The organism is Candidatus Thorarchaeota archaeon, assembly GCA_021498125.1.
In the GTDB taxonomy this organism is placed as follows: domain Archaea; phylum Asgardarchaeota; class Thorarchaeia; order Thorarchaeales; family Thorarchaeaceae; genus B65-G9.
The window spans coordinates 668,496-691,702 of the sequence record JAIZWL010000001.1; the positions used below are offsets into that span (position 1 = coordinate 668,496).

General features: G+C 46.5%; 21 protein-coding genes. 16 read left to right on the forward strand and 5 right to left on the reverse strand.

What is annotated here, in order from left to right; translation table 11 throughout:
* Window positions 1-24 precede the first annotated feature (24 nt).
* The 3 genes from K9W43_03455 to K9W43_03465 form a co-directional block, all read right to left on the reverse strand.
* Window positions 25-237 carry a hypothetical protein gene (locus tag K9W43_03455; GenBank protein ID MCF2136274.1) on the reverse strand — a complete coding sequence of 71 codons (213 nt, stop codon included), beginning with the start codon at window positions 235-237 and terminating at the stop codon, window positions 25-27.
* A 61-nt stretch (window positions 238-298) separates the two neighbouring features.
* Window positions 299-751 carry a GIY-YIG nuclease family protein gene (locus K9W43_03460; protein ID MCF2136275.1) on the reverse strand — a complete coding sequence of 151 codons (453 nt, stop codon included), beginning with the start codon at window positions 749-751 and terminating at the stop codon, window positions 299-301.
* Between the two features lie 81 nt (window positions 752-832).
* Window positions 833-1,876 carry a hypothetical protein gene (locus K9W43_03465; protein ID MCF2136276.1) on the reverse strand — a complete coding sequence of 348 codons (1,044 nt, stop codon included), beginning with the start codon at window positions 1,874-1,876 and terminating at the stop codon, window positions 833-835.
* A 60-nt stretch (window positions 1,877-1,936) separates the two neighbouring features.
* On the opposite strand from K9W43_03465, the gene K9W43_03470 reads away from it, so the two are divergent.
* From K9W43_03470 to K9W43_03500, 7 genes are all read left to right on the forward strand, one after another.
* Window positions 1,937-2,905 (forward strand): MBL fold metallo-hydrolase, encoded by a 969-nt coding sequence (locus tag K9W43_03470; protein MCF2136277.1) that lies wholly within the window; start codon window positions 1,937-1,939, stop codon window positions 2,903-2,905.
* Between the two features lie 112 nt (window positions 2,906-3,017).
* On the forward strand, window positions 3,018-4,169 hold the full coding sequence (locus K9W43_03475; GenBank protein ID MCF2136278.1) for a PepSY domain-containing protein: 1,152 nt from the start codon (window positions 3,018-3,020) through the stop codon (window positions 4,167-4,169).
* A 37-nt stretch (window positions 4,170-4,206) separates the two neighbouring features.
* Window positions 4,207-4,656 carry a helix-turn-helix domain-containing protein gene (locus K9W43_03480; GenBank protein MCF2136279.1) on the forward strand — a complete coding sequence of 150 codons (450 nt, stop codon included), beginning with the start codon at window positions 4,207-4,209 and terminating at the stop codon, window positions 4,654-4,656.
* Window positions 4,657-4,792: 136 nt separating this feature from the next.
* Window positions 4,793-6,526, forward strand: coding sequence for a hypothetical protein (locus tag K9W43_03485; GenBank protein MCF2136280.1), 1,734 nt, complete (start codon window positions 4,793-4,795; stop codon window positions 6,524-6,526).
* Window positions 6,527-6,603: 77 nt separating this feature from the next.
* A complete protein-coding gene (locus K9W43_03490) occupies window positions 6,604-7,425 on the forward strand; it encodes a hypothetical protein (protein MCF2136281.1) in 822 nt (273 codons plus the stop codon).
* Between the two features lie 196 nt (window positions 7,426-7,621).
* Complete coding sequence (locus K9W43_03495; protein ID MCF2136282.1) at window positions 7,622-10,216, forward strand: hypothetical protein; 2,595 nt, start codon at window positions 7,622-7,624, stop codon at window positions 10,214-10,216.
* Between the two features lie 5 nt (window positions 10,217-10,221).
* Complete coding sequence (locus K9W43_03500; protein MCF2136283.1) at window positions 10,222-12,666, forward strand: hypothetical protein; 2,445 nt, start codon at window positions 10,222-10,224, stop codon at window positions 12,664-12,666.
* Here K9W43_03500 and K9W43_03505 read toward each other — a convergent pair.
* Window positions 12,663-12,989 (reverse strand): divalent-cation tolerance protein CutA, encoded by a 327-nt coding sequence (locus K9W43_03505; protein ID MCF2136284.1) that lies wholly within the window; start codon window positions 12,987-12,989, stop codon window positions 12,663-12,665. The two genes, K9W43_03500 and K9W43_03505, sit on opposite strands and share 4 nt — an antisense overlap.
* 122 nt (window positions 12,990-13,111) lie before the next feature.
* Here K9W43_03505 and dapA (K9W43_03510) point away from each other — a divergent pair, with 122 nt between their 5' ends.
* The 6 genes from dapA (K9W43_03510) (at window position 13,112) to K9W43_03535 (ending at window position 19,726) form a co-directional block, all read left to right on the forward strand.
* The gene (gene dapA / locus K9W43_03510; GenBank protein MCF2136285.1) at window positions 13,112-14,542 is read left to right on the forward strand and encodes a 4-hydroxy-tetrahydrodipicolinate synthase; all 1,431 of its coding nucleotides are present in this window, start codon (window positions 13,112-13,114) and stop codon (window positions 14,540-14,542) included.
* A gap of 5 nt (window positions 14,543-14,547) precedes the next feature.
* Window positions 14,548-16,023 carry a 4-hydroxy-tetrahydrodipicolinate synthase gene (dapA, locus tag K9W43_03515; protein ID MCF2136286.1) on the forward strand — a complete coding sequence of 492 codons (1,476 nt, stop codon included), beginning with the start codon at window positions 14,548-14,550 and terminating at the stop codon, window positions 16,021-16,023.
* A 179-nt stretch (window positions 16,024-16,202) separates the two neighbouring features.
* Entirely contained in the window at window positions 16,203-16,415 is a 213-nt protein-coding gene (locus K9W43_03520) for a hypothetical protein (GenBank protein ID MCF2136287.1), read from the forward strand.
* An 894-nt stretch (window positions 16,416-17,309) separates the two neighbouring features.
* Entirely contained in the window at window positions 17,310-17,642 is a 333-nt protein-coding gene (locus tag K9W43_03525) for a hypothetical protein (protein ID MCF2136288.1), read from the forward strand.
* A gap of 145 nt (window positions 17,643-17,787) precedes the next feature.
* Window positions 17,788-18,942: a M20 family metallopeptidase gene (locus tag K9W43_03530; protein ID MCF2136289.1), complete on the forward strand. Its 1,155-nt coding sequence runs from the start codon at window positions 17,788-17,790 to the stop codon at window positions 18,940-18,942.
* Between the two features lie 103 nt (window positions 18,943-19,045).
* Complete coding sequence (locus K9W43_03535; protein ID MCF2136290.1) at window positions 19,046-19,726, forward strand: helix-turn-helix domain-containing protein; 681 nt, start codon at window positions 19,046-19,048, stop codon at window positions 19,724-19,726.
* 4 nt (window positions 19,727-19,730) lie between these two features.
* Here K9W43_03535 and larB read toward each other — a convergent pair whose 3' ends face one another.
* Entirely contained in the window at window positions 19,731-20,519 is a 789-nt protein-coding gene (gene larB, locus K9W43_03540) for a nickel pincer cofactor biosynthesis protein LarB (protein ID MCF2136291.1), read from the reverse strand.
* 166 nt (window positions 20,520-20,685) lie between these two features.
* Between larB and K9W43_03545 the strand changes: the two genes are divergently transcribed.
* From K9W43_03545 to K9W43_03555, 3 genes are read left to right on the forward strand one after another with little or no spacing between them, the layout of a single operon-like run.
* Window positions 20,686-21,111, forward strand: a complete 426-nt coding sequence (locus K9W43_03545) for a hypothetical protein (GenBank protein MCF2136292.1) — start codon at window positions 20,686-20,688, stop codon at window positions 21,109-21,111.
* Between the two features lie 7 nt (window positions 21,112-21,118).
* Window positions 21,119-21,853 (forward strand): alanyl-tRNA editing protein, encoded by a 735-nt coding sequence (locus K9W43_03550; GenBank protein MCF2136293.1) that lies wholly within the window; start codon window positions 21,119-21,121, stop codon window positions 21,851-21,853.
* Window positions 21,854-21,910: 57 nt separating this feature from the next.
* Complete coding sequence (locus K9W43_03555) at window positions 21,911-23,191, forward strand: NDP-sugar synthase (protein ID MCF2136294.1); 1,281 nt, start codon at window positions 21,911-21,913, stop codon at window positions 23,189-23,191.
* Window positions 23,192-23,207: the final 16 nt, after the last annotated feature.

Sequence of the window (23,207 nt, forward strand, 5' to 3'; positions counted from 1 at the left end):
CGACTCTAAGATTACTCGATATGATCAGCGTCGAGGAATCGATATGTAGAGTATATCATCATAGCCCAAAATTCCAAATCCGGCCTCATTTTCGAGGCGTACATGATCATCATGAATGTCATTCACTTTGACATTTGGGATCTTGGCAAGAGTATCCTTCTGCATATAGCGCAGATAGACTGTAAAGACGGTTTCACTATTTTTTAGTTCTTGAAAAACACTGGCCCAATTCGGCATGCACTGTTTCCTCCGCTTTTGTTTTGTATTCCACTTTTACTTTTAACAATGACGATTTCAGTCAGCGTGGTCTCATCACCTCTGGCTTCAGTCCAAGGCCGATCATGACCCCTCGAACCTGTTGCTCAAGATCCTTCCCTCCTGTAAAATGGAACATATGTGTGCCACAGTGTCGAGTGCAATCAGACGCTCCAAAGCCTGCTGGTCCCGGCTCGAATAGGATATGTTCTCCCAGCGCGTGGGCCACATCGCATTCTCTGTTGATCTCGCTCTGGGACCAGATGGCAAATCTGGCTCTTCCTCCCGCTTGAAGTAGGTAGTCTATATGCCAGTGCACAGTCTTGTTTTCTGAAAAGTGGCGTTTCAATCTATTCTCGATACTTGTGGATCCCGTGCCCATTGCGGAACCAACATAGGCCCACTCTCCTCTATCAAAGGAGAGACCTCCCATTGCCCCCACGCGGGCCTCTATTTTCTTTGGCACATCTACTATGAGAACATAGACACCTCTCATACATCAGACCTCACGTGCGTGGTGAAAAATATAGCTCACCTTGGTCTTTCAACAATCAGGCCGATCTTCGAAGCAAGTTTCCTATTGATTCTGCCTATTCTTCTCCGAATGAAACACGGGCTTCACGATTTTTTTAATTTGTTCCAGTGTTTGGCCGGTCGTGAGGATTCCCGCCTCGAGTTCACGAAGGATTCTAAATATTGAAGGTCCCAGCATGCTCCATTGTGGTCTCAGTACCTTAGATAGTAACCTGCAGCCATACCGTCCGCCGAATGGCTCGGTCTTTGCATGTTTGCAGATCCTCCCAGTTCTAAACTTTGACATGGCAAGTGCGGCTGGTAGGTGTACTACAAGCAGGTCTTGATCTACGACAACTGCCTGTCTTCCTGTAGGTAGTAGCTCGCCAGTGATTAGGATATCATGTCCGCTTTTTCTGACGTACTGATAGAGTGCCTTGTACATGCTCTCGTGGCATGGTCCGCAGGGATGTAGGTCTCCGGTCTTTGCTCGCTCTGCAATAAGATGATGGTCTGCTTCCGGCTCGACAAATTGATGAGCGAGTCCAATCTTTTCTCCAAGCTGGCGAATGTGGTCCTGGTCTCTTCTGTTGAGAAACTCTTCTCCAAGGCGTACTGTGAGCAGTACTGGCGATAGCCCCATCTCCTTAAGTAGCAGGGCGGTTGCGCAGCTATCACTGCCACCTGAAAATGCCACAGCCGTATCACACTGATATGATTGGATCACCTTCGGTTCTCTCTCAGGATAGTCCAACTCCGTTCTGACGCGGTCACGTAGTACCATGATCATTCGTCGTTGGTTTTCACTGATAGTCCGTTCCAGTTCATCGCATCTACGAAGAGTCAGTTCTAGTCTATGTTGTCGTACTCTTAGTTCGTCGCGTCCATAGAATGTAGTATGGCTCCCGACACGCTTGGTAAATTCTGAGGCAATGCGCCCACCTGGGCCAAGACACATACTCTTCTCTGCTCTATCTGGAAGTACCACATGTAGCGAACCGTCTGAATGAGTGAAGACATCCTCAACTACTGGCATGACGCCGCGATTATATCCAAGACTGCTCCTGATATCTCTCAGGATCACCGTGACTTCATCAGCATTCATCATCAATAACACGTTATACCAAGTTCCTGATTAAGGCTCCCTCTCAGATAGTATGATAAGTAAGTGACGAGTCACTCATATGCAACAATGCCAGCTACACAGATCGCTCAAGGAGTCTATGTTGTCAAGGGAAAGTTTGTTGAGAACTTTGGCTTCATCCAATCGTACCTGTTCATTCATAATGATGAGATAGCAGTCATTGACCCGGGTACGGCCGGTCATCCCGGCGAAGAGATTTTGAACGCAATCGATCGCTTGGGTTATAATCCCCGGCAGAATGTGGTTGCTATCGTTCTCACACATGGTCATCCGGACCATGTTGGTGGAGCTGCCCGTTTGAAGAAGGCAACTGGTGCGCCTGTCATGATTCATGAGGGTGATGCACCAATTCTTGAGAACCCATCACGGTTCATTAAGGAGCGCTTGCTGCTCGATGCTGCTGGTCGTCTTGCAATGAAGGTGGATAGGACCCCATTGCGTGTGAACTATCGAGGCATCAAACCCGACCGTCTTCTCAAGCACGGGGATGATCTGCATATTGGCGGGACAAGTTTCCGGGTCATCAGCACGCGGGGACATTCTGCTGGTCATTGTGCCTTTTACTCTCCCCGGGTGCACGCGTTGTTCTCAGGTGATGAGGTCAATAATTATCCAAATGACCCACGTAAGTTCTTTGTTGATCTAAGTGGCAGTCTAAGCGCACGTTCGATTGCTTTGAAGTCGTTATCCAAGCTGACCATTGAATATCTGCTTCCTGCTCATGACACGTTCTATCTCTTCAATGATATTGCACTGCAATTTTCAGGTGCATTAGCCGGGATTGAAGAATTTCAGGATGCCGTGTTGCAGGTGATCGCAGCTCGCGAAGAGGCGGACATTCAGCAGATCGCATTTGATATTATTCAGGGTCATGGCGTCTTGATACCTACTGGTCATCATGCCCTCTTGCCAACCACTATCTCAGTGGCTCTCCGGAATTTGACTGAGGCGGGTCTTCTTCACGAATATGAGGGTGTGTGGAAAGTAGTATAAAATTTCTTTATTCTCTCTCGAACTAGAAAAAGTTAGTCTTAAGTCAAAATTATGCATACATATAGCCCCCTGTTTATCACAATAAACAGTCGAAAGTATGGAGGATAATACTATGGCGGTGAGCAGTAAGACTATCGTTGCGATGATGAGTCTAGCACTTGTTTTAGCTCTTTTTGTGACTAGTCTGTCCGTTGGCCTTCCTGTTGTTCGGGAGTCACCCGGCATTTCTGTTGCAGAAAGTCCGTATTCTGATTTTATTGGCTATGACGCAAGAATTCAAAATATGACATCTTATGTGATAAGCGTCCACCCTCTTATTGTGAACTACTCAAATTTACAGCCCTTGATTTCTGAAGATGACGCAGTAGCGTCTGCTTTGAGTTTTGTGAAATTCAATTATCCATGGGTTGGGGATATTAATAATGTAACACATCTTGGTCTACTCGATCGTGCTTTTGCATGGAGGATGTTTCTTTTCTACTCTTCACTCGAGTTTGAAGTCTGGGTTTCAGCCTCTAGTGGGGCTGTAATTCATCTAAGTGTTCTCTCAACCCCAATTCATAATCCCGATTATAATGGCACACATCAATACATTGATCCATCAGTTGCAATCACTACAATCAATTCTTTTCTTAAGGTCAATAACATTAGGATTCCTGAAGATGCTCGCTATCTCGGATTCCTGAATACTAGCCCCTCCCCACCATCTCAATTCTTCACCGGACCATATGTACTTGCATTCCTACATACAATCGGTGGAGTTCCCTTTGTATCTAAGATCCCGTTTAATGCTTATTCTCTTGAGGGAATTTTTATTGAGGTTGATCCATATTCCGCTGTTGTATGTGCATTTCATTACTTGTGGCGTGATATTGGTGATATGTCTTTCTCGAGGATAATCACCTCTCAGCGTGCTCTCGAAATCGCTCGTTCATTTCTGAATTCCAGTTCAGATTATCCAGTGATCCTCGCCAATTTAACTGTGAGCGATGTTGGTATGAGCTCGGTATCTAAAAATGATGATGCAATACGTCTAGTGTGGCGGATAGTTGTTAACAAGGATCTTGGTCGAAAGGACATCCTTATTGATGCATTCACTGGTGAGGTCTTGGAAACACAACTCTTTCGTGAACAGATAAACCTCCCTCCCCTCCGTTCTGAAGACCCAATTACGGTGTTATGGATAGTTTCTGTGGCTGCTGCATCAGCTTCTATCATATTTGTCCTAATGAAAAAAGTGATTGGTTACCGATGTATAATATAATCTGGAATGACAGATACTCTTGACGGAGGTGTTGGGTTTGATTTCCGATGATGATGATGCCTTGCGGCACCAATTACAGGGTCGTACTCTTGAAGTATACAGATGGCTCTTAATACAAAAGGCGCCCCAGACTGCGCGTCAGATTAAGGAAGGCACCGGATTTTCAAGTGTAAGCCTTGCAAAGTACCATTTGAAGAAGTTATGTGATGCAGGGTTGGTGGACGAGACCGACTTGGGTGAATATAGCGTAATCAAAGAGAAACTTGTAGGTGAACTTCGATTTTACATCTATATGCGGCAACGCCTTATTCCACGATTCCTCTTCTATTCAATATTCTATGGTACCCTGCTTATTTTGTCCGTCCTATACCTGTTCCCACTATTGTCATTGGCCACATCGTTCTTCATACTTATTGTTATTTTCTTTGCGCTGGGTACGTCTCTGTTCGAAACGTTTGTCCTTGTTCGCGGGTCGTCATCAAGATGATAGGTTTTTCTTGAAGATCATGTGTGTTCTTTTCTCAGTCAATGCACTATTAATCAGAATACGAAAATATTCAAATACTTCCTATACTAATGAATCCCACTCCCTGTTTTTGCAGGAAGGGATGGAGAAATGAGTCATGTATGTTTATCAAAATGCTAGAAACTATACCATTTTATTCATTTTATTTATAGGTCTCAGCTTCCTTAGTCTAGGGGCTGAATGGCAAATAGCTGCTCATCAACAGATATACCATCAAGAGAATGAATTGAGGGATACTGTTCTTGGTATTGCAACAAATCTAATGAATGTTGATGAAACATTCATTATTGATCAATGCGAGCTTCTGGGCGTGGGTGAACCAATTTGGAACATTCGCTGGATTGGACCAGAAAATGAACTCGTTGAAATTCATTTGTCAGCAAAAGATTACACTCTCTTATCACTATTCGATGGTAGAACATATACCTCGACTTGTAGTCCAGCGGCAGCAATTACAACATCGGATACTGCTGTCATGATTGCAGAGTCGTATCTTCAACAACTACATGAAAATGGGCACTTTACTATCCCCTTAGATCGTGTACTTTCAGATGTGCGCAATGATGGGGCATTATGGAAAATTGTATGGTTTCACGCGATAGATTCTATACCAATTGTTGGTGATCATCTTATTGTTCAACTTGATAGGACCACACGCAGCCTCATTAGTATCGATTTATCATGGTCACCTGTACCTATGGTTGCACCTATTCGTCATGCCCCTTCATACCAAGAGATGGTACGAATTGCAGGTATTTCTGCGCTTGCCGATATTATTGGTCCCCATGAACAATTAGTATCCTCTCGTAACGACCATTGTCTAATACCTGTCTGGAAATATTCGGAGATTAATAATGGCGTTGAACTCCTTTCAATCTCTATTAGCGCCTATACAGGTAATGTTGTAAACATTGATGGGCCTCGATCATACTATGGTTTTGCTGTAGTGAGCGATGGTGGTACTGACTTTGAAGAGAGTGCTGATTGGGCCGATTTTACTTTGGATGCTGACAATTATCTACCAAATCGTCAATCTCAACCAACAGTGAGCACGATGAGCTACTATTGGTCTTGGGAAAATGTCATCGTATATATTGGACATGGTGGGTTTTCGGGATCTTATACCGTTCTTGCGCCGCAAGGCCCTAATGGAGATCTGTTTTATCCTTCTGATATACCTTCAAACATGAATCAAGCAATACTCGTCTATGCATCCGCGTGTCAATCAGGCTGTTATGCGGCTCAGGAAAGCTCTGTGCATCTTTATCTATCAAATACGTCACTTAACAATGGAGCTGAGGCATTCTTTGGATGGATAGGTTCCCCAACTAACTCTGAAGCCACTACCTTCGACAAGTACTTCTGGTCCGCAGCAGCAAATGGTGCTTCTTTTAAACAATGTAGGGACTATGCCAACGGAAAAATCAGTTCCAGCGCGAATCCAATCGTTCATGGAAATGCTCAAGCGCACCTAGAAAAGAAAGATGTGTCTTGGAATTATTATCTAGGTAGTGCTCCTTATAGAGAAGATGCAACTCTAAAGTATGACGACGAAAATGCATTTTATACCGATTATGACTACTTCAGATTCGATGTCACCGGAACACATGAGATCACAATAATGGTTGTTCCTTCACGATCCGAGTTCGATGTCGGATTCAAGGTGTACTCTTCATCCTATCAGCTGCTTTACACAGTGAACAGCCGCGGCGGTGGTGGATACGAGCGTATCACCTACAGTGGATCGGGGACTTATCACATCAAAGTCTACATTGCCAATGGCGGACTTGGAGGAGTCTATGATTTGAAAGTCACCTGTGCAGCATCATAAACGCATCAAAGTGCTGTCTGCCGGGATAAAGCATCTACTTGCTTTCCCGGCGCTTCTTTGCATATGAGGGATTTCATTTGCCTGATCAGAACGAAGATGAGTTTGTGTCAGAAATATTACAATATGTTTATTCGAAACGGTTGAAAGAAACTATTTTCCCCACACTGAAGCTTGTACGTGATTATGCTATCAGCGTCTACCTCTGTGGTTCACTTGTAAACGGCTCTCGCAGTATGAATAGTATGAATTTTGATATTGATCTCGAAGTACTTGTTAATGCATCGTCAACCCGAGATAAGTTATTATCTAATATCACAAAGGCAAACAATCAAATTCAAGGTCGTCTTCTATTCGATTTCAATGTTCACACGCCTCAAAATTTTCAACGCTCGCTGGACAGCAAAGATCATTTCAAAATCTGGTCTAGGATACACAACGGTAAGTTACTTTTAGGGGAACCCATCGATGTGCGTTTGAACCACAAACTTGCAGTACAAACACTATGGTCTGCATATGAAAATCTCGAAGAAGCTTCCCTATTGGTGTCATCCCATAATGCGTACAATGCAGCATCGTTCTATCTTCACGAAGGTATTAGCACATTTTATTTTGCGGACACATTATTATTGGGGTCAAAAGAATTTAAGACGCGGCATAAGGCTCTCCAGTCCTTACTGGGTTCAAGCTTAACTTCGGTCCAATCTGCTTATTACGATCTTACACGAAGGGCTAATGTACGTACTGGAGAATCCATTAAAATCCTTAGTGTCCCATTAAAGTCAAAAGCTTCTCCCGATGACTATGATATTTTAGAAACAAGAATGGATTCTATTCTCTCCTATTCAAAGTCTATATTGAATCAAGTCCAACATCTGGATGATAGTAGCTGGCCTTCTTGACTCGGTGCATACATATTCTACTTGGCTGCACCAGCCAGCTATGGAAAACGTAGGGCACATTATCACATCTCTATACATTCACTCGGCAGCGCGAACAGACACACAAGATTCAAGATATCGATTGTAATCTACTTTATTTACGAGTCTGACTATTTGATGTCTAGTTTAATTCGTACTTTCCTTGGAGGTCACAATATTGAGCGGTTCCGAAAGATCACAGCCATCGACCCCGAGTACAATTGAAGCCATTCGTCTGGCCTCTCTCTCTGTCCTTGGTCTAACTACGCGCCGAGGTTATCCTCTTGGTACTGTTGCAGGCTCTGGAAGCATGATGCAACAGAACTCTGACGAAGTGGCGATGAATGTTGCTCCCCTGACCTTTGCTGTCCGTGATGCACTCTATACCTCAGAGGATCTTGAGATCCTCTCCATGGAATGGGAACTCGAGCACGCATCAGGGATTGGGCTTGTGCCAGAGCAGCTTCTGATTGCAGGTGGGGGTATTGCTGGCGGAGTCGGTTCGCACGTGAGTGTGTTAGGTTGGGAGCGAGGGATGATTGATCCCTTCCGAATGGATGACTATGTAAAACGGGTCTCAAAGAAGATTGCAGATATCGAGCTGGCTGTGAATGCTAATGGTCTCGAATACGAGACTCAGGGGCTTGAGGTTTTGCGCAAGTTCTGTGACCGGCTCAATAATGTGTTATATGTGGATCTTCTCGATCGAAGGTTCCAGCGCTCTTGGGACTCCATTCAAATCCGCAAAGAACATACCGAGCCTCAAGTGGTTGTTCGACTAGAGTGCCGAGATGATTTTACAACAACGCCTCCTGGGATTAAGATTATCCGGCAGACAAGCCGAGACTTTCTCCTTCCAACCGGTTCCGAAGATGAGATAGTTGCAAAGTTCAAACACCGCGTTCTCACACCGCTTGGAGTTGAGACCCTTGCCATGAAAATACCACGTCTTGGGCAAGCGGTGCTCTCTGAGCTTAATTCCTATGCATATGCAATCGAAGAGGAGGATATCGCCCGTACTGCTATCAAGTTTCTGACCGAGTTTATCGGTGCAGATGAGGTGGCTCCTGCACAGGTTCAGAATCTTCGTGGGAAGGCTGCCGAGTTCACTAAGATTATGGGGCGAGTGATCCAAGCAATCCGTAATGCCACGGACTCTCATCTGCGTTCGGGGATGACGCTTGATCTTGCAGGTCACCATGCTGAGTTCAAGAGGTCCCTTATGGGCAACGATCTAAACGAGTTCGAAACCTCTTTTGCAGAATCTCTGATTGACAATCTTGTCAGATCCCTTGAACGACGGTTCCCCACTGATACCGAATTCAGAGCATGGCAGATGCGAAGCTCTGTGACACATTTCCTTCCATACTGTGAACGTGTGGCCTCCTACTTTGCTGATGAACTGCGCCAGTATCTTTTGGTCAACTCGGCACGAAAGGCCTTTCTTGCGGCCCTACACGAGTTCAGGGCGGAATCAATCACACCCGACACTGATGAAGTCTCCTTAGTCTTGTTTGAGAAGTTCTATTCTGAACTGTATGCTCAGTTGAATGCTATTTTTGACAGAAAGGCGTATCAGCGGTCTGGGCAGGAATCATTCGAAGAGATCGTCTCAATTATTGCACGAGAGATGATCGAGGTCTTTGGTCAGATTGACATGTGGGATCTTATCGAGTTCACTGATGTGGCCAATATTGCAAGGTCCGAGATAAAAAGAAAGTATGAGCAGGAGGGCAGTCTGACGCCCCATGGAACGACTCTCATGGAGATGCTGGACTCTCTTGAGACCCTAGTGGCCGAGATAGTACCCGATATCGCTCAGACATTGCTCTCTCGCGGGTTTATCACGCAAGTCATCGACCGTGTTGTTGCAGGTTCGAATCTTATGACCGAGCTCTATTCGGCTGTAGAAAACACTCCCGAAAAACCTGAAGAATGGCGTGAGGAGGCAAGGCGCTGGTTAAAGATATTCGAGGTTGGGACCGATACCTCAACTCCTCTCTCCAAGAAATTACTATCATTTCAGGAAGTGGTTCATGAGCGTGCGGGGACTGTTGTATCTGCGGGTTCGGTTGTAGTGCGTGTGTCTTTTGAGGCCGAGGTGCGTCAAAATGACTTTGATCAACAGGTCAAGGCATGGGAGGAAGAATGTGCTCGTATTGAGACTGAGAATGCCCCCATAATCGAGCGAAATAGGATGCGTGAGGAACTCTCCCAAAGAGCGCGTTCTGATTATGCTGTGGACTATGTGAAATACAAGGCCAAGATGCATGAGTATCAGGAGAAAAAGAGTCAACTTGAAGCATCTGGGAGTCCAACCGATTCGCTCTACGAACCAACGCCCCCTGAGCCGCTTGAGGCACGATTGGAACGAATTGCAAAAGACTATCCTAAGGGCGTTGTCAAGCCATTACCGCCCAAACCTGAGCCTTCAGAAGAACTCTTGAACTATACGGAACTACGAGATCTGCTGACTGAGCGTATCACGTCAATGGACGAGTCCCAAGAGGACATGGAGCGCGTCTTCTCAGAGCGGCTACGTCAAATGGAGGCCGAGGCATCTTCTATGACCGAGCAGATTCATGTCAGTCTGGGTGACGAATTTCTGGACTACCTTCTCGCATCGGTGATCCGTTCTCTCGGGCGTCTATTTCCACAACCTACTCGAACCTATCTTCGAAATCCGGATGATTCGTCACGGATCTATCTTGTAACGTATGAACGCGAAGGTGACGAGCTAACGGTCACCATTGGCGATACTATTTTGAGGTGAGTATAATGTCGAGCGCTTGGTTACTAAAGACTCCACAGATGCATGAGGCCGGAAGAGAAATTCTCCTACGGGAGGCACTCGTTGCACATATGCGAAGTACACGTGATAGACAAATCCTCGCATCAATTGCTGGTGATGCCAGACCATTGGAAGGGCTTCTCTCTTTCTTTGCCAGTTTTTATGTATTCAATTATCATGGGCTTCGTCTGTTCAGTCCCAAACACGAATCGACAACCACCTCTATTGATCAAAAGGCCGATCTGGAAAAGGAAGAACGCAGGCAGCTGGAATTGGAGATTCGGCAACTGCTTGGTAATGGTTTCAGGGAGGAGGTGGATATTGCTCATCTTGTCAGTGAATTCTTCATTGACCTGTGTGCCAAATTCAATACGATGAAGAACAGTCCCTCTCCACCAGATGGATTGAAGGATCAGATCACGGACTATCTTCGAAAGGTTCCTACAGACTATTCTCCGAACGCATCAATCGATTTCATCAACGAGATAACTGGCTGGGGTATAGAGGCACGAAAAGAACTCTATGCCAAGTCCTCAGGTCTGAAGGAGTCCGCCCTCACACTGCGTGATGAACTCTTGCGCGAGCATGAAGAAGAGATCATTGAGATTTCCACTCTTAAACGGGCGATTGTGAGGCTCCGTGGGCATCTCGGATGTTTCCCGCAACCGATTGATCCTGATGACCTCTCGGCTGATACTATTGATGCGATTGTCAGTGCAACATGGTCCCGCTTCATCTCGGTCCGGGATCTTCAAGCGATGGAGACCGCACACAAAATCCGTCTTAACCTGCTTGATCTACTGGAAGAAAATATTGATTTGCCTACAACATTGGGTGAACTTGAGACCATGCTTATGCATCGTGTTTCCACGCTCTTCTCAAGTGCTATTGAGAAAAGTCCCAATCAGGCCTTTGCAATAATAAGCCACTTTGTAGGGATTCCTGAGCAGGATGTTCAAGCATCTCTGCGTTCTCAAGGGGTTCGTGACCCCCTTGAACTGGCTAAGGGTCTGTTAGAAGAGGACACTGATGAGGCCGTCTCGGGTGAGGACGGTGAAACCATCTCGCCTGATGATCTCGAGTATATTGAACGGTCCATGCGGTCTCTTGAAAAGATCGAGCAAAAGCTCGAAGGCCCCGTCAAGGGAATGCTCAGGTCTCGTGGACTCAGAGCCTCCGAACTTGAAAAGGTCAAACTCGATTTTCTCACAAAGGATCGTACGACCCTTATGGCTTTGGAACTACAGATTCTCTCCGAACTGAAAAAGAAGGTACGCGTTCCTTCACCTGACGAGATGAAACGCTTGTTAGAGCTTCGAGATCGTGTGAAGAGTGGGGAGGTCTCTGGAGTAGCTGCAACCTCTGGTACTGAGATGGTCAAGCAACGAGTACACAAAGAGGCGATCGCCTCGCTTCGTCTGGATCTTGTCTGGTACTTTATGATTGGTGTCATGACAAATGTTTCCCGGGTCGTTGAGACCTATCTTCGATCAAAGCATGATATGCTACGAATTCGTGCTGTGCTCAAGAGTATCTATGAGGAGACCGAGACCGAACTTCAATTCCTTCGTGAAGAGATATTGATCGATCTGCTCTCAATGAGAATATATGAGATGAAATGTGTGCATCCTGATCTTGATGCTCCTATGGTCTGTTCATGGCTCCATGCGCGTCTGTCTAACAAGAGCCTGACTGCCGCACGTGATGAACTCGATGCAACTCCAAGTCCTGTCTTTGAGGGTATTGTTGATGTGCCTCTCAAGCTGACCGACCTGGAGTTTGATAACTATGCAATTGCTTACGATGTCATGCATAGATTCCTCATCCGGCAACGTATCGCAAAGGCAAAACGCGAAGAGGATGCATTGGAGGCCAAGATTCGCGAGCAGGAGTTCATCCAGAAGCGGCGCAAGAACCTTGATGTCCTCAACTTCATCTACACAAAGTCGCACACAGTGTTTCGTGTGATCGGTCGTGTTGGTACTAAAGGTCTCGAGTGGGGCCCTAATGATGATATGAAGTGTGCAAACCTCTTGGCCTTCTATATTCAGACGAACCGAGGTCGCCCTATCTGTAAGCAATGCGGTGCCACGCCCAAAGATGGCATCTGTCCAGATCACGGTAAGGCCTTCCAAGGAGTGGCTGATGACATGGATAATCTCTCAGTCTTTGTCATGCATGCTCTCTCCGATATCAAAGAGGGCCTCATGGGGTCTCAGGCAACCCCGGTCCCATGGGATAAGGCACGCTCGTTGGTTCAGCGGGAAATCAGTACGCTCAAGAAACAGGGACGTATCACTTCCAAGACCAATCTCTCCAAGCTACTCCCCGGCGAGATTAATAACGTCATTGGTCCAAAGATCGCACAGCTCATTGGCAAGCAGTTCAACGAGTCTCTCGTCTATGCCGCACGACGGGCTAATCTTGCTTAGTCGCCTTGCGGTTCGAGAGTGGCCGTGATCCACGATAAGTAATCGGCAGCACCACTGGCAATGTTGATGGCCACAAACTCAGGGGTCTCATATGGATGGATTTCTTTGAGGCTAGACTCCATACGTTGGACCATTTCTTTTCGGGTCTTAATTATCAGGAGGCTTTCCGTATCCGATTCGATCTTTCCTTTCCAGCGGTATATGCTTGATACATGTTTGATGATATTGACGCATGCCGCCAGTCGTTGCTCCACAAGTGCCGTGGCGATACGATTCGCGTCTTGTGGTCTACATGTAGTAAGGCAGATGATGTAGTCGTTCATGGTGGAATGTATCTGCTCATCACCTTAAGAGCATAGTTTCGTAATGAAACTATTTTTCCAATATGGCACAATCTATATACGAGATGTGGCCCGTCACTTGGATGTAGTACAGGTGAATTCCAATGGGCAGACGTTTTGTACCTGAGGGAGTCATGCCTGCTCTCGTTACTCCGTTCACAAAAGATGGTGACATCATTGAGGACGGGTTCAAGCAGATAATTGACTACGTGATCGACAAAGGTGCCACTGGTATTGTACCCGGAGGTACAACTGGCGAATTTGTGTATTTACGCACTGAAGAACGCAAGAAGCTCTTGCGTCTTGCCGTAGAGTATGCTGATGGTCGAGTACCTGTTGTCGCTGGGACCGGACAGACAAGTACGGAGGCCACTGTTGAACTGACCAAGTACGCAGCGGATATTGGCTGTGATGCCGCACTGGTCATCTCCCCATTCTATCTTCGGCCAGCTGACAAGGGCTACTACGAGCACTATGCGACGGTGGCGTACAAAACAGACTTTCCAATCATTTTGTACAATATTCCGCAATGTACTCTTGGCGCATTGAATGCAAATGTCATTGAAGACTTGGCACAGATCGATAACATTGTTGCAGTCAAGGATAGCAGTGGGAACATCCCCGCAACAATGGAACTCATTCAGAAACTGAAAGGCAAACTGCCAGTTCTGATCGGTCATGACGAATGTTTCCTCTCAGCAGTTGCAGCAGGTGCTCAGGCGGCCATTCTCGCTTCCGGGAATGTGATTCCTCACATCTGGCTCGAGATAATGGACAAGGTTCGAAAGGGTGATTTCGAGGGCGCAATGAATCTTCAGCATTCTGTCCAGACGCTCTCACGACTGATCACACGGCATGGTGGTGCTCCCCCAGCAAAGGCTGCTCTGCGAATGATGGGCATTAATGCTGGGAAATCCCGGATGCCTCTTGACTCTGGTGGCACATTCACGCCCGAGCTCAAGGATGAGATTCGTATGGAACTGGAGAAACTTGGGCTCATAGAGTCACTGAACCATCCTCCCATCACCAAGAATCTCAATATGGCTGATCTGTTCAAAGAGTTTGGCGTATCACTTACTGATCTTAAAACGTCTGACTTGATGCATAGCCCGCAAGATTCTGCGCGATACGGGACTGCCGCAAATGATATGGTTTCGGCAGCAGTCGCAGTCGATGCGAAGAATAGCCTGTTGGCCCTTGCTTTTGTACGTCTTCTGACTCGGGCCAAAATAGGATATGAAGCGCTAAGCGTGATTCTTGAGCCAAATCTTCCGGTCAGGCCCTCGAGCATTATGCTTCCTGCCCGCCCGATCAAGTCCCTTCGACAGGCCTCACTCTTTTACGGTCCTGTTCAGTCCGGTACGGCCAAGGCGATTGCGGGATTTTTGGAGGCCGGGAAGATTTCACAAGAAGAGATTCATTCAAGCCTGATGATCATCGCTCTTGATGTGGACTTGAATACACGAGACAGACGGGCTGTCACTGCTGCTGCAGAGGACGCAGTCACCAAGGCCCTTGCTGAGGTCTGGGGGTGAATGTCATGGAAGAGAAATATCGTTTCAAAGGAGTATATCCTGCGCTTGTGACCCCATTTGATGAGAATGGTGTTAATGAGGAGCAGTTTAAGGGTCTCATTGACTATGTGATCCGTGCTGGTGCAACGGGGATAGTGCCATGTGGAACAACTGGTGAATTTACGAATATGACCTTTGATGAAAAGGTCGAGGCTATCCGAATTGCCTGTGAAGCCGCGAGGGGTCGTGTTCCAGTCCTCGCAGGGTGTGGTGCTGCATATACAAATGATGCTATCAAGCTGGTCCGTCGAGCTGCTGAGTTCGGGGCCTCCGCTGCGCTTGTAGTGTCCCCGTATTTTCTCAAGCCCACCAATAAAGAGATCTTTGAGCACTATCAGAAGGTTGCAAACAATAGTGACATTCCTATCTTCATCTATAACATTCCCCAGGTGACTGGCGTTCCCATTCACTGGACTCTTGTTGATGGTCTTCGTGATATTGATGGCATTGAAGGAATGAAGGACTCTAGTGGAAACCTTGTCAATCTCACGACGATACTCGTGCGCAAGCCCGAGAATTTCCAAGTCGTTGTGGGCCATGATGAGGTTGCCTTACCTGCCCTTGCTGCTGGTTGCGATGGTGCTATTCTTGCCAGTGCCAATATCTTTCCGAATCGCTATATCAAGATGGAGAACGCTCTTGCGCAGGGCGATCTCAAAGAGGCATATCTTCTCCAGCGAAGTATTCAGAAGGCCGTTCGTATCATTGTCAATAAGGGTGGCGGGATGGCTGTCAAGGCGGCTCTGAATATGATGGGCGTTCCAGTTGGTCAGGCGCGAATGCCGCTGCTCGAAGGTGATTCTCTAAGCTATGAGGACATAGATGAGATCCGTGCCTGTCTAGAGGATATGCAATTGATCAAACGCGGTCCTGTGACGTTCAAGACACCAGACCGGTCAATTGTTGCCGAGGCATACCCAAAGGCCATCGGCCTAGTTCCTGATGAGATTCCCGACCTGACACTTCTACATGGTGAGGCTCTTGCCGGAGGTAATCTGGAGGTTGCACATGTGGATCTTGTGATGGGACTCAAGAAGGGGCCACTGGCCGCAGCGCTCGCAGACACTGGTAAGATCATTGATGGTTTCCACCCCTCCACGATTATCAAGGATCTTGAGCCAACGACTGTCTTTGCTCCTACTGTGACTATTACCAGTGAGAGCCACAAAGCTCTTGTCTATGATGTTGCTCAAAAAGCAGTGGCCGATGCCATCACACGGACCATTACCGATCGCATCCTTCCTGAGGAACTGCTCCCGGACATTGCAATCGCAGTGAATGTCTTTGTTCATCCAAAGGCTGTCAATGCTCGTCGTGTCCACATCAATAATTTCCGTGCAACTCGTTTTGCGCTTCGTCGCGCTATTGAGGGGCGACCCTCTACAACGGAAATCGTGGCACGAAAGGAGTCCGCAAGGCATCCCTTTGCATACAATCCATAATAGTCAGAAGAGCCTTTTACGGCTCTTTTACCTTTTTTTAAGAAAAAGTTCATTTTTTTCTCTTGTTTGCTTTTTACTTTTTCAAAATGTATGAGCAAAAGTAATATTGTACTTTGTTCTGCTGTTGGACTAACCCCCCATCCTCTTCCGCGAGGTTGTAGTATTCCGCATTGGTGACAATGATGAACCCTGATAATGACTATGGCACTCGACTACAAAATATACTTGATACGGTCATCGCATCAGGTGCCGATCAGATTCTTTCTGATGGAGATGAACTAGTGATGGACGTTGATGATGAATCAATAGTTATCTCTAGGATTAATGGACGCATATCCGTTCGCATTCTTGGAATGCAATCCTCATCCGGTCTGGACGAGGCCTCTGACTGAGATGTCCGTTTGTTAAGTAAACCCCCAAGTTCCGGACTATATTTTGAGTATATGTTTAGGTCGTGTCATCGCATACCATTTTGGGTATGCAGAATGCCTTCAAATAGGCTTCTCCATCGAGTTTTCGGCCAGTGACGCTATTCGTTCCTATTATATATTCAGTATTCCTCTGTACCCATAGTTGTTAGTCGCTCTTACGAGCAACGCCAACATCCGCACTTGTGGAGCTGAGATCAAATGGCTGAGACCTGCACACTTAACCTCCGAGTACCCTCATGGAAATTGCGTCGCAGAGTCCGAAAATTTGTTAGAGGAGATCCTGTGCTGGTAGTTCTTGCTGGTAGCACTTATTCGGTAGATATGAAGAGGGACAAACTAGTTTTTACACACGAGAACGAAACCTGTCGACATTCTCAAGGGGCGAAGGGGATTTCCCGATTGGTTTCGTCGCCCAGCTAGGTCTTCTCACCAGGTCTTGCCAATCTCGGCTCCTTTTTAGTCGGATGGGGAGTGCATGGGGGCACCCCCCAATTTAATAGACGTTCTGTGAAAATAAGGTGGTCTCAGCCTGCTCTTGGATCGTCATCGCATAGTGCTCGGCCAGGGATAACTGCTTCATCGACCAACATCGCAAAGGGCATTTGGATATATATGTACAATCTAAGGGCGGTTCTGCTCCAAGTTTGAGTTTGATCTCAAATGAATTCTGTTCAGCATAATGAGATTGACGGTTTGTGATAATGGAGCACAAGCAATTTTATTAGTAAATTTGCCTATATTATATTGGGGGAACATATTCTATTTACTATTATTTTCAACAGATTTGTTACTTGAGATTGCAGCGCGATCTACGATTCAGTGAAGTCCCCCTTTACGATGTCGAGGTGAAAGTTGATGACGGATATGTGGTCTTTTGAGTTAAAAGATGGCAGCACTTGGACAACAACACTACCATGGTCCTTTGTACCATATGTTGATGATTTTAGGAAATGGCTTCGTGGAGATTACCCGACGACCCATGTTTTGGACTGGTTAAGTTTTCCCGTGGACTGGATCAAGGAATTTCTGGCTTTGCCATCAATAAAGTATGAGAACAAGAAACGAGCAATGCATCCTATTGCATGGGTCACGCGTCGAGTGGACGCATGGTTATACGGTGACGACGAAGAAGCAGATGATGATGAGAGCGTTAATGTCTATAATCGTAATCATATTTTGGCAAGTTGATCGCACTATTGAACTCGTTTTAAGCAGATTCGAGGTCTGTACGTGAACAGGCCTCATTTATTATTTTTATACGTAATGAACTTCATTCACGTACCATAAGATACCTTCTTAGGTACTTGTGAGTCTATCACAACTGTGGTCGCTCATGCGTGCTGACAGAGATCGAATCATTGCTTTTGCCCGCGAACTCATTGCTACGAACTCCGAAAATCCTCCGGGTCACGAGGCGGAGGTTGCAAAGTTACTGCGCGAGCATCTGGAAGGATATGGACTTGCCTGTAAATCTGTAGGCTCTTCGAATCGTCCCAATTTGATTTTCTATACTCACGAGGGTGAAACTGGGCCTCTGGTCATTCATGGTCATATGGACACGGTTCCTGTAGGTGACATTAAGGACTGGGACTACGATCCTTTTGCTGGTGAGATTCACAATGGACGGCTGTATGGGCGTGGCGCCTGTGACATGAAGGGCCCGGTTGCAGCACTTGCAGAGACAATGATCCAATATGTAGAAGAGCATCCCAAGGTTCCTCTTGTAATGCTTGCTACCTCTGATGAGGAGAGTGGTTGTTCAGGGGCGGAGGCCGTGGCTAAGAGTGGTCTGCTTGAAGGAATCCCATTTGGGGTCTGTGCTGAACCGACCGACCTGAAGGTACTGGTTGGGGAAAAAGGTATGCTCTGGACTCGTGTTGTGGCACGTGGGAAAGCAGCTCATGGGTCTCGACCAGAAGAGGGACTTAATGCAATCACTCTTTGTACTGACGCTTTGAGAGTTCTTACTGCCACTCCTTATCCTTTTGAGGACACCGAGCTGATGGGTGCTCCCACCATTAATGTTGGCATGATTGAAGGTGGGGTCAAGATAAATGTGGTACCCGATAGTTGTCAGGCTCAGATAGATATGCGTCTTGTCAAGGGCCAGGACATCGAGGGTACTCTTGCTGAGATGCGTCGTCGATTGACTGAGGCGGGTCTCTCTGATCACGTGAGTGTCGAATACCTTCATGGTAAGCCCGCAGTCATCACTCCCTCGGATGCTCCTATTGTTGATGCGGCCCTTGGTGCTCTTGAGCGAGTTGTTGGTTCACGTCCACAGATCACAGCAGCGACCTATGGGACTGACTGTTCCGTCTTACAACCAAAAATAGGGATTGTCAATGTTATTCTTGGTCCCGGGTCGATAGAACAGGCACATCAACCCAATGAATTCATTCTTGTTGATCAGTTGCTACAGGCTGTAGATGTCTATCTTGACACTGTACACAATATTGCTAAAAACACGATTGTTAGTGGTACATGATGAATATCCGCTGATCAGAAAGATACGTCCCCGCACGATAACTTTATGAGATTATACATGAAGTTATTTATAGGAAACCTTACAATAGTATGAGTGAGTTCAATTGAGTGAGAAACAAAATGATCTGGAAGTAATTTCTGCTCTGGATAGTGTCAATAAGCAGCTTTTAGAAATTAGAAAGACACTTGTAGAGTTTGCAAATCGAATTGAGAACCTAGAGCAGGCAGTCAATAGTAGTGTACCTCAAGAGACCAGTGATCCACTCATTTATTCTAGGGTATTGATGGCGACTTTGAATGCGATACAGACGTTCGAACGTGATAACGGTAGGGGGATTACTGCAAAGGAATTAGCGGCGGTCCGAAATGTGGAATTGCCAACGATATACGATCATCTCTCCAAGCTTGAAGATGCAAATCTTGTCTTTTGGCAACGTGGAACTGAGTTGGGCCTGCAGCCATATAATGCTAAATTCTACTCGACTTCAAAGCGCGAATATTCTCTTGCTGATCCAAAGATTCTTTCTTCGCTACCCGAACACATCCAGCCAGTTGCGCGAATCATTGTGCGGGCTGCACCGAAGGCTGTGGATCGTAAATTACTACTGAAGAAATTGATGGCACTTCGGTCGCGGGGCGAACAACCATGGGTTGACCTCACCGAGAGTGCGGTGGAGCAGCTTCTTGATGATGCCATTAAATATCTGCTACGCGCGGTATTGATTAAGCGCAAGCGTTCTCTTAAGGGCGAACACTTTACGATGTGGCAAAAACAGAAGAAATAGACACCTATGCTATTCGCCGTGAGGCACTCTTTTTAGCGATCAGGCAGGCAAAGGCCCCAGCACCAATTCCATTTCCAATATTGACAACCGCAATCCCCGGTGCACATGACTGTAACATAGCAGCCAGGGCGGTCTCTCCTTCTCCTCCGAAACCATATCCCGTTGGAATTGGTACCCCTATTACTGGAATATCTACCAGTGATGCGATGAATGTTGGAAGGGCACCCTCCATCCCCGCAAGAACAACAATTGCAACCACATCCTCTTCAATTATCTTTTGAAGTGGTCTGATGAGTCTGTGTACTCCTGCAACACCCACATCATTGAAGACCAGTGACTTGACGCCCATCACATAAGCAACAGCCTCGACCTCACAAGCATAGGGGATATCTGAGGTGCCCGCAGTTATGATTGCTATCTTTGCATCTATGACTGGTGGTTCCCAGTCCCTCTGTCTGATAATGGCCGTGTGAATTTCTCCACTACCCATGATCTCTACAACTTGGTCTGAAAACTGGGCTTCTAATGCGACCGTTTTTTTCTCATCCAAGCGTGTCAGAAGTGCATAGCCATTTGATTCCAACATTGATTCCGTTATTTGTATCAACTGATCTATTGATTTGGACGCTCCATAGACGACCTCAGGTATCCCGGATCTTTCCTCGCGCTGAGAGTCGAGCAATGCAAACTCTTCGACCTTGCCTAAAGACCACATCTTGAGTCTTTTTTCGGCCTCATCAATAGTAATGCGGCCCTCTTTTAGATCGCGGAGTATTTTTTTTCGAGTACTCATGACTATTGCACCATTGCTCATAGATGTGGTTAGCAGTGTAAAACTTGAGGTTATTGCATTACACCAGTCGGTTCCACTACGTTCAGCCTTTCACGCAAAACTTAAAGTTGACGCAATGCTTGCGAACAAACATATGCGGCACTCATAGTTGAGGCGGTGAAAGAGTTTGCCATTCTTCGGGAAAAAGAAACGTGCACACCCTGCGATCAAACAAGTGAAGAAGATGCAAAAGGCTATCGAAAAGGGAAAGCGCCTGCCCGACTTGGAGGTGGAATCTCGTCAAGCCATTGTCACAAGATTGTTTGTGGAACGCATGCTGGCAGCAGGGCTTGAGCCTTCTATGGACTCGGGTTATGTCCCAATATCGTACACGCCCTTGGCACGCTTTCTCAGAGACTGTGGTATCAGTGATGTCATTGCTGAAGCAATCTTATCTGGCATTATGGAAGAGACAACCGAAGACGGAGTGCGGATCATTATTGAGGCCAGTGTGGATACACCTGGTATCTCGCTTACCGATGATGAACTGAAGCAGGCCCAAGATCTAGCAGTGGATGAATGGCGTCGGAAGAAAAAGTCCATGGGTCTATGAGGTGGTCATGGTGACCGAACTGTTGCACATGCATGATAATTATCTTCAAGAATTTGATGCGAAGATTATCGAGTTGGGGGATGGGTATGTCATCTTAGACCGTACAGCATTCTATCCTGAAGGTGGCGGGCAGAGTGGTGATCGCGGGGTCTTGTCAGATGGGACCTCGGAGGTCCATGTGATTGACACAAAGAAACGCGAAGGAAAGATCTTTCATCTTCTTGACGCGAATCCACCGTTCGAAGTTGGCGCCACAGTTCATGGTAAACTAGACTGGGACTTTCGCTATGAGTGCATGCGCTTTCACACTGCACAGCACGTTCTTTCACGATATCTACAGATCAATCACGGGCTTGAGACCTACGGGAACATGATCAAGCCGGGACGGAGCCGTGCGGATTATCATCCGATTGATCATTTTACTGAGGAGCTTAAGCGCGAAGTCGAGGCTGGTGTAAACGAAATCTTTGCCAAGAATCTTGATGTGACGATTCAGTTCATGCCTCGTGATGAAGCGATTGCGTTCTTGAGGGAAAAGGGGTATCAGGTGCGTTATCTGGAGATGGTCCCTGCTACTGTATCGGAGTTTCGAGTTGTCATGGTCGATGATTATGATGCGGCCGCCTGTGCAGGAACCCATGTTGCCAACACTCGGGAGATTGGCAAGATCCGACTGGGAAAGACGAAGAATGTAGGTTCCAAAAAACAGCGACTTTACTTCAGTCTGGAGCCTCCAAAATGACGCAACTTGCTAAAGGTTTATTGCTTCTGACTGCATGCATTTGACATGTGTGCTAAAATGAAAGCGCTTGTCTTGACCGCCGGACGTGGGAATCGTCTGCGTCCCATTACTTCAAACCGTTCGAAATCTATGTTGATGATCGCAGGTCGTCCTGTGTTGGAATATATTATTGAGAGTCTCAGGGAGAATGGGATCAAAGACATAGTAATGATTGTGGGCCATGGTCGTGAGGAGATAATGACCTTCTTTCAGCAGGGTGGCGATTTTGATGTGCGAATTCGCTATATCGTTCAGCATGAGCAGAAGGGCGTTGAGGATGCTATGTTGTTGGCTCGTGAGGAGATCGATTCAGATACTGAGTTTCTCCTTGTGAACGGTGATGTACTTGTCGAGCCCGATATGGTGAAGCGCACTCTTACGAATCATGAAAATATGGATGCCGACGTCACAATGTTAGTGACTTTGGTTCCCAATCCAGAGCAGTTTGGTACCGTAAAGATTGGACGTAATGGTATTGTCGAACGAATGGTTGAGAAAGGTGGTCCCGATCGTTATGTCAGTAATTATGCTGTTGGTGGTGTAACGGTCTTCACGACTGAGATCTTTGACTATCTCCTCAAACATGATACAATGGAGCTGGCAATCGAAGCAATGATCTCAGAACGCAAAAAGATTACAGCAACAGTGTGGGAGCGTGAGTGGGCAGAGTTTACGTGGCCTTGGGATATTCTTAAGGCGAACCGGATTGTGATGGATCGGATTCTGCGTGGGCGCGGCACATTCATTGCAGAATCGGCTGAGATCCATAAGAATGTAGTACTTGAAGGTCCCGTGTACATTGGAGAAGAGAGCATTATCCGGCCAGGCACCACTCTTCGTGGGCCCGTGTATATTGGCAAGGGTGTGTATGTTGGGAATAATTCTCTTGTACGAGATTATGCAAGTCTCTGTGAAGGTGTTCATCTTGGGTATGCGGTAGAAGTCCGTAACTCGATGGTCTTTGACCGAGTGAATGTAGGGCGCATGACCTATCTTGCGGATTCGATAGTTGGGGCTGATACTTGCATTGAGGCGGGAGCACAGATGTGGAATTGGCGTCCAGGGAGCGAGTCCCTCTTTCTACAATACAATGATCAGCGTGTCCAGATTCCCATGAGCAAATTTGGATCTATTGTGGGGGATGGTGTTATCATTGGAGTTAACTCCTCTATCTATCCTGCTATTCGAATTGGAGAGAACTCGCTTATTGCTCCGGGCTGCATTATTAATGAAGATATTCCGCCTAGCAGTCTAGTGCAGGTGGAACAAAAACTAAAGATCAAACACCGTAAAGAATAATATATTTCCTCTCTCT

Excerpts from the sequence above, each read along its gene's own strand:
- K9W43_03455 (MCF2136274.1), bottom strand. The coding sequence starts at position 237 with ATGCCGAATTGGGCCAGTGTTTTTCAAGAACTAAAAAATAGTGAAACC.
- K9W43_03460 (MCF2136275.1), bottom strand. The coding sequence starts at position 751 with ATGAGAGGTGTCTATGTTCTCATAGTAGATGTGCCAAAGAAAATAGAG.
- K9W43_03465 (MCF2136276.1), bottom strand. The coding sequence starts at position 1,876 with ATGATGAATGCTGATGAAGTCACGGTGATCCTGAGAGATATCAGGAGC.
- K9W43_03475 (MCF2136278.1), top strand. The coding sequence starts at position 3,018 with ATGGCGGTGAGCAGTAAGACTATCGTTGCGATGATGAGTCTAGCACTT.
- K9W43_03485 (MCF2136280.1), top strand. The coding sequence starts at position 4,793 with ATGTATGTTTATCAAAATGCTAGAAACTATACCATTTTATTCATTTTA.
- K9W43_03500 (MCF2136283.1), top strand. The coding sequence starts at position 10,222 with ATGTCGAGCGCTTGGTTACTAAAGACTCCACAGATGCATGAGGCCGGA.
- K9W43_03505 (MCF2136284.1), bottom strand. The coding sequence starts at position 12,989 with ATGAACGACTACATCATCTGCCTTACTACATGTAGACCACAAGACGCG.
- dapA (MCF2136285.1), top strand. The coding sequence starts at position 13,112 with ATGGGCAGACGTTTTGTACCTGAGGGAGTCATGCCTGCTCTCGTTACT.
- dapA (MCF2136286.1), top strand. The coding sequence starts at position 14,548 with ATGGAAGAGAAATATCGTTTCAAAGGAGTATATCCTGCGCTTGTGACC.
- K9W43_03520 (MCF2136287.1), top strand. The coding sequence starts at position 16,203 with ATGATGAACCCTGATAATGACTATGGCACTCGACTACAAAATATACTT.
- K9W43_03525 (MCF2136288.1), top strand. The coding sequence starts at position 17,310 with ATGACGGATATGTGGTCTTTTGAGTTAAAAGATGGCAGCACTTGGACA.
- K9W43_03530 (MCF2136289.1), top strand. The coding sequence starts at position 17,788 with ATGCGTGCTGACAGAGATCGAATCATTGCTTTTGCCCGCGAACTCATT.
- larB (MCF2136291.1), bottom strand. The coding sequence starts at position 20,519 with ATGAGTACTCGAAAAAAAATACTCCGCGATCTAAAAGAGGGCCGCATT.
- K9W43_03550 (MCF2136293.1), top strand. The coding sequence starts at position 21,119 with ATGGTGACCGAACTGTTGCACATGCATGATAATTATCTTCAAGAATTT.
- K9W43_03555 (MCF2136294.1), top strand. The coding sequence starts at position 21,911 with ATGAAAGCGCTTGTCTTGACCGCCGGACGTGGGAATCGTCTGCGTCCC.